Genomic DNA, 6,452 nt, shown 5'->3' on the forward strand with positions numbered 1-6,452 from the left:
CCGTGGGCGCCAGCGGAATGTGGGGTCACCGCGCGGTCCGCATCTGATGGTGTCGACGTCAATGGTATACGGGTGCATCATCGACGTCTTCAATACAGAAGATATCAGTGCGGAGTGTTCTGAAAAATAACTTCAGGGCGGGCCCTGCGGCAACTCTGCAGGGGGAGTGCGATTCCTCGATCGCTCACTTAATCTGATGAGAAATTGAGTGAGGCCGGAGCTTTAGCTCCGGCCTCCTCATATAAGGGCTCGGCAAAGCCGAGCCACCAAATTTGCATCAGCTCCCAGAACATGTTTGAGAACTGTGCCTGAAGTATGTATTTGCAGGCCCCGAATCGGTGTTGCCTCCCGGCGCATTCCGCAGGGGGAGCGATATTTTGCAGCACGAAGTGCGCAACAAAATATCGCTCATGCCCGAGGACGCGCCGGGAGGCAACACCGATTCGGGGCCGGACACACGGATTTACCTGCACATTTACAAATTCGTAAACTTTTTTGAAAAAAGTGCTTGCACAGTTCTCGAATCATAGGTTATTATCTTCCTCGTTGAACGCGCGGGTCTAACAAAACGAACCGCGAATCAACAACATAGCATGTCGGAGTGGCGGAATTGGCAGACGCGCTAGCTTGAGGTGCTAGTGACCGCTTTTTGGTCATGCGGGTTCAAGTCCCGCCTCCGACACCATCGCATTTGAGAAGCCTCTTCGGAGGCTTTTTTGTTACCGATAGACGGTGGGGTCCACGATGGAAACGCTTGAACGCAACGAGTGGGCAGACGTTGCCCAACTAGTCGAGATCACGAGCGATGCTGTCATCATCTGCGAGCTCGACGGAACCATTCTGCATGTGAATAATCGCTTACTTGGTTTGATGCGCGAGGAACGCGCCGACGTCATTGGTGGAGATGTTAAAGACGTCCTGTACTCGTCCGCTTTTGAACGTGCGACGGAACATCGTCTGCCATTTGAAACTGATGGCTCCGAGAACGAACTGATGCTCAAGCTGAGTGACGGCTCCTTTATCCCCGTCTTGGTTCGTGCGGGCTCCGTAACGCCTCCACGCATCTTTGGGCGCCGCGCGCCACGTGTCCTGGTGGCGCTCCATAGCATCGAAGAACAGTATTCGCACGACCGTCAGCTCAAGCGTGCTCTTTCGGAGCTTAGAGTGGCTAACAAGCGCCTCTCTGGCACGCTCTCGGTCATTATGAGTACCGTGGGCTCCGATGAGCTGCCCAGCCTACTTGATACCGTTTTGAACCAGCTTGTAGGAACGCTCGATGCTTCGGGTGCTGCTATCTATTTTTCTGAGAGCGGCGGTTTTAAACTTCGCGGTGTTTCCAAGGAGCTGTACGACAGCTACCTGCCTGAGTTTTTGCCGTATGGCGCTGGCATTCCGACGTATGTTCTTCGTGAGTCGCGTGCCTGTCGCTTGTCGATTCAACAGGACCTTAAGGGTGATAAGGCCGCCTCCGGTATGTTTATGGACCTGGACAATCGTTCTAAGCACCTGTTGCGCATGCAGGATATGCCTCCGTACCGCAGCGAGATCTGTCTTCCCGTTTTTTACGGTACGCAGATCCTTGGCGTGCTGGAAGTTGGTTGGAAACGCCCCCAGGCACCGCTCGCCTATGACGTTAATGTACTCGAGGTCATTTGCGATTACTTGTCTATCCAACTGGTCGGCATGGCATCGAGTCTTCGCTCTCGTCGCACGGCCGAGCTTGGCCGCTCGCTCAATGTCTTACGTGATGAGTTGTTTACCTTTCTAGACGATTCCGTCGCGGCTACCCAGGCGGTATCGTCCGAGATCTGCAATATGCTCAACTGCCATTTTTGCCCTGTTGAGTATGACGCCAGTCTGGATTCCTACGTCATAGATTTTGAAGGCGGCAGTCGCGTTGCTTTGCCGGACGATCCCGAGAAGCTTTTCTTTTCCACGACGGCGCCAGCGGCACGTCTGGGGGCTGGCCCTGATGGCTTTGAGGCATCTGTTTTGGGCGGTACGAGTGCCGAGGACCTTAAACACGTCCGTATAACTCGCGTTGACGAATCGATGCCTATGGGAGGCTGGCTTAGGGCGCATGGTCTGCCTTGTCAAGGTCTCTACGTCGACTTCGGCATCGAGGCGGGGCGCCCGCGCTCTGAGGGTGATGGTAAGCACAGTAACGACGCGATTGTTCCTGCTTCTGTTGCGAAGAGCCCGACGACGCGCGCGCTGCTGCTTCGTGATGGTAGCCAAGAGCCGATTGATGACCTTGAATATGACTACTTGGTGCACTTGGCGCATGACTTTGAACTGATCTACGAAGGCGAATCTCAAAAGCGCGAGGAGCGCCATATCGCTCAGACCCTTCAGATTGGCATGAGAAATTCCCTGGGGGATGTTCCGGGTATCGCAACCGATTCGGTGTACCTGTCGGCCACGAACTCGGCGTTGGTCGGCGGCGATTTCTATACGCTCATCCGTCTTCCCGACGACTGCGCCGTCATGATTCTGGGTGATGTGTCTGGCAAAGGTATTGAGGCCGCATCGATGTCCGCGCTCGTCAAGACGGCCCTGACGGCATATGCTTGGGAGGGCGCTGGACCGGCCCGCATGGCACGCTCCCTTAACAGCATGCTCATGGGCTTTTCGAGGGTCGAGACGTTCGTGACGGCCTTTATCGCCAAGATTGACCTTAAGGCCGGACGCGCAACGTATTGTTCGGCGGGCCATCCTCCGACCATGGTCATTAGGCCAGAGTCGATGCCGCTGGGTGGCGGCGAGGCACGTGGGGGAGAGGTCGAGCTACTTGGATGTCAATCGGGTGTAATCGGTGCCTTTGAGAGTATGGTGTACGAGACAGGCGTGTTTACGTTCGCCCCCGGCGACATGCTCTTCATGTATACGGATGGAACGATTGAGGCCCGCGACCGCACCGGAGCGTTCTTTGGCGAGCAGCGCTTGCGCGATCTTCTGCTTTCTGTTTCGGGGGAGGGCGTGTCGGGCATTTGCGGCAAGGTCTTGGGCGAGCTTGACCGATTTACCGAATCGGCGCTGGACGATGACATTGCATTGGTGTCCCTTGAGTTTTTACGGGGTCGTTCATAGACGGCGCTGAACGGGCTGAATCCGCACGGTTGGGGAAACGAATGCATCGAGTGGGCTTTTTTGGGGAACCATGGTCGTATGAATGAGTGGAATGACATAGCGGTTTTGACGCCACCAGGCGATATCGACATCGCCACGGTGCCTGCGCTGCGTCGGCGGTTGGATGCTTTGATTGGCCGCGGCGTGCGTCGTGTTGTCATCAACTGTCAGGCTGTTAGCTTTATCGATTCGACGGGCTTGGCATTCCTGCTTACGCGCGCTCGTGAGCTCATGAGGCGAGAAGGCCTGCTTTCGCTCGTCAATGCATCAGGTGAAGTTGTTCGCTTTTTGGAGATTGCTCGTCTTGTCGATATCCTTCATGTCGCGGGGCCGGCACGGGAGTCTATTCCCGCCATTCCGGTGGGGGAGCTGCCTCGCTGGAGTAAGAGCGTCGAGGTCCGTCAGGGTATCGAGAATCTTCCATACTACCGACATCGCATCGCCGAACTCCTTGAATCGCTTCCGTTGCGCCGTGACGAGCGCTACGATGTCGCATTGGCGTCGGGGGAGGCGCTGGGTAATGCCTATGACCATGCGGGCGGTATCGGGTGCGTCCTGACGGTTCAGGCCTATGGCGATCGCGTTGTGGTTGAGGTGCTTGATCGAGGTGCCGGCTATTCTATCGATGAAACGAGCGAGCCGGTTGCATCTGAGGAACGCGGCCGTGGTATCAAGCTTATGCGTATGCTCGTCGATAACGTGGAGGTTGCTCGTCGTACGGACGGCGCCGGCACGCGCGTGCAGATGGTGAAGCTGTTTAGCGGAGCGCTGGAATCGTGTGCCTAGCCAATCGCTTTAGCGCGTTTGGCTATTAAGAACATGCGGCAGACAAGTTTTTTGAAAAAAGTACTTGCGTCTTTTGGACAACTCGCGTAAATTAATAACCCGCAAGCGGACATGGCTCAGTTGGTAGAGCACAACCTTGCCAAGGTTGGGGTCGCGGGTTCGAGCCCCGTTGTCCGCTCCATTGCATTTCCGGACCGTTTAGGCGGTCCTTTTTCGGCGAAGTGGCCAAGTGGTAAGGCAGAGGCCTGCAAAGCCTTTACCCCCGGTTCGAATCCGGGCTTCGCCTCCAGGCAACATCCGGGCGCTCCGGCGCCCGTTTTGTTTTACATATGCGGACATGGCTCAGTTGGTAGAGCACAACCTTGCCAAGGTTGGGGTCGCGGGTTCGAGCCCCGTTGTCCGCTCCAAACGTAACAGCCCGACTACTACGGTAGCCGGGCTTTTTCGTACCCGTCGCCTGGGCTCGAACCCGCGAGGGAGCGATCGTTTTGGGGCGTGGCTGTGGCGTTGTTTGTCGCGAATGTCCGCTTTGGGCGTATCATCGTGGGCATCTCGCATAACCTCGTTGCAAGGGAGATACGCCCCATGGCTACAGAAAAGTCTTCTTCGCGCTCGTGGATGTCCGATGCCGCGATCTATCAGATCTACCCGCGCTCGTTTAAGGATTCGACTGGTTCGGGTCTGGGCGATATCGCGGGCATTACCCAGCAGATGGACTATCTTGAGCGACTGGGTATCGAGGCCATCTGGCTGAGCCCGTTTTACCCTTCGCCTCTTGTCGATGGCGGCTATGATGTGGCGGACTACTGCGATGTCGACCCACGTCTCGGCTCGCTTGACGACTTCGATGACATGATCGCTGCGGCTCACGCGCGCGGCATCAAGGTCATCGTCGACATCGTGCCCAACCATTCATCCAACCAGCACCCCTGGTTCAAAGCCGCTCTTGCCGCCGCCCCCGGATCGCCCGAACGCGCCCGTTATATCTTCCGCGATGGTCGCGGCGAGCATGGCGAGCTGCCTCCCACCAATTGGAATGCCAACTTTGGCGGCCCCGCATGGACGCGTGTTGCGGACGGTCAGTGGTATCTGCACATGTTTACGCCCGAGCAGCCGGACTTTGACTGGTCATGCCCTGAGGTTCACGCGCTCTTTTGCGACGTCCTGGCGTTTTGGAGCGATCGAGGCGTCGACGGCTTTCGCATTGATGTGGCGCAGGGTCTCGCCAAGGATCTCGACCGCGATGACCTCGACCGGTGGCATCTCGCCGAGGGCGATGACATGGTTGACGACGGCACCCATCCGCTGTGGGACCGCAATGAGGTCCACGAGATCTATCGCGAGTGGCGCCGCGTGTTCGACCGCTATAATCCGCCGCGCAGTGCCGTTGCCGAGGCGTGGGTGCTGCCCGAGCGCCAGTATCTCTACGCGCGTCCCAGCGAGCTTGGCCAGACATTCAACTTTGAGTTTGCCAAGGCCACTTGGACCTATGATGACATGCGCACTGCAATCGAGAAGGGCTTGAAGGCAGCCGTCGAATCCGATTCCGCCTCGACCTGGGTACTCTCCAACCACGACGTGCCGCGCGTGGCGACACGCTATGCCCTGCCGCAAATCAAGGCGACGCGCTACCACCAGATTGCGCTCGACTGGCTCTTGCGCGACGGGTCGTCTTATGACGAGGACCGTGAACTCGGCGAGCGCCGCGCGCGGGCGGCCCTTTTGCTTGAGCTGGCGCTTCCGGGCTCGGCATACGTGTATCAGGGTGAGGAGCTCGGCCTTTTTGAGGTGGCTGATATCCCGTGGGCTGCACTCGAAGACCCTACTGCGACCAATACGCACGGACCGAAGCGTGAGAAGGGGCGCGACGGCTGTCGTGTGCCCCTGCCGTGGGTGGCAGCGGACGATCCCGCGCATGGCGGATCGTTTGGGTTTTCGCCGGCAGACGCCGATGCAGCGCCTCATCTGCCGCAGCCTGCATGGTTTTCCGATTATGCTGCCGATAAGGAAGAAGCGGACCCGACATCGATGCTTGCGCTCTATCGTGACGCCCTCTGGCTGCGGCGCAAGCTGCGCGGGTGCGCCAACGATCTTGCGTGGCTCGATCTTGACGGGCGCACCGGTCTTGCGGATGGTGCCGAGGGCGCTGAGGGCGGCGTCATCGCCTATCGCCGCGATAACGGCTGGGCGTGTGTGACGAACTTCGGTGCAGCACCTGTGGAGCTGCCGGCGGGCAGGGTCCTGCTCACCTCATCACCGCTTGCAGACGGCAGGCTCGCGCAGGACAGCTCTGCCTGGATCATGCTCGGCGAGATGTAGTGGCCTCTTGCGGCGAGTTTGCGTTTGCCTGCGCCTTCCGTGGTGGCTGATGTCTTCGCGAGGTTCGCGAGGGCGTCGCAAAACTTTTTAAAAAAAGTTCTTGCATTTGGGTGGATCATCCCGTATATTAAATCCTCGCAGGCGGACATGGCTCAGTTGGTAGAGCACAACCTTGCCAAGGTTGGGGTCGCGGGTTCGAGCCCCGTTGTCCGCTCCAT

At 58.0% G+C, this 6,452-nt stretch carries 3 protein-coding genes and 5 tRNA genes; all 8 read left to right on the forward strand.

Annotated elements, in window-relative coordinates; genetic code table 11:
• Positions 1–595: 595 nt before the first annotated feature.
• The 8 genes from I4W09_RS10005 to I4W09_RS10040 all read left to right on the forward strand — a co-directional run bounded on the left by I4W09_RS10005 (position 596) and on the right by I4W09_RS10040 (position 6,451).
• Positions 596–685, forward strand: a tRNA-Leu gene (locus I4W09_RS10005).
• A 59-nt stretch (positions 686–744) separates the two neighbouring features.
• The gene (locus I4W09_RS10010) at positions 745–3,090 is read left to right on the forward strand and encodes a GAF domain-containing SpoIIE family protein phosphatase (protein WP_196034054.1); all 2,346 of its coding nucleotides are present in this window, start codon (positions 745–747) and stop codon (positions 3,088–3,090) included.
• Positions 3,091–3,168: 78 nt separating this feature from the next.
• The gene (locus I4W09_RS10015; RefSeq protein WP_055286928.1) at positions 3,169–3,915 is read left to right on the forward strand and encodes an anti-sigma factor antagonist; all 747 of its coding nucleotides are present in this window, start codon (positions 3,169–3,171) and stop codon (positions 3,913–3,915) included.
• 105 nt (positions 3,916–4,020) lie between these two features.
• Positions 4,021–4,096 (forward strand) — tRNA-Gly (locus tag I4W09_RS10020).
• Positions 4,097–4,130: 34 nt separating this feature from the next.
• A tRNA-Cys gene (locus I4W09_RS10025) sits at positions 4,131–4,204 on the forward strand.
• A 42-nt stretch (positions 4,205–4,246) separates the two neighbouring features.
• Positions 4,247–4,322, forward strand: a tRNA-Gly gene (locus tag I4W09_RS10030).
• A gap of 178 nt (positions 4,323–4,500) precedes the next feature.
• Positions 4,501–6,234, forward strand: a complete 1,734-nt coding sequence (locus I4W09_RS10035; RefSeq protein ID WP_230318776.1) for a glycoside hydrolase family 13 protein — start codon at positions 4,501–4,503, stop codon at positions 6,232–6,234.
• Positions 6,235–6,375: 141 nt separating this feature from the next.
• Positions 6,376–6,451: transfer RNA gene (locus I4W09_RS10040), tRNA-Gly, on the forward strand.
• Position 6,452: the final 1 nt, after the last annotated feature.

Source organism: Collinsella aerofaciens (assembly GCF_015670795.1).
GTDB classification, from domain to species: domain Bacteria; phylum Actinomycetota; class Coriobacteriia; order Coriobacteriales; family Coriobacteriaceae; genus Collinsella; species Collinsella aerofaciens_Q.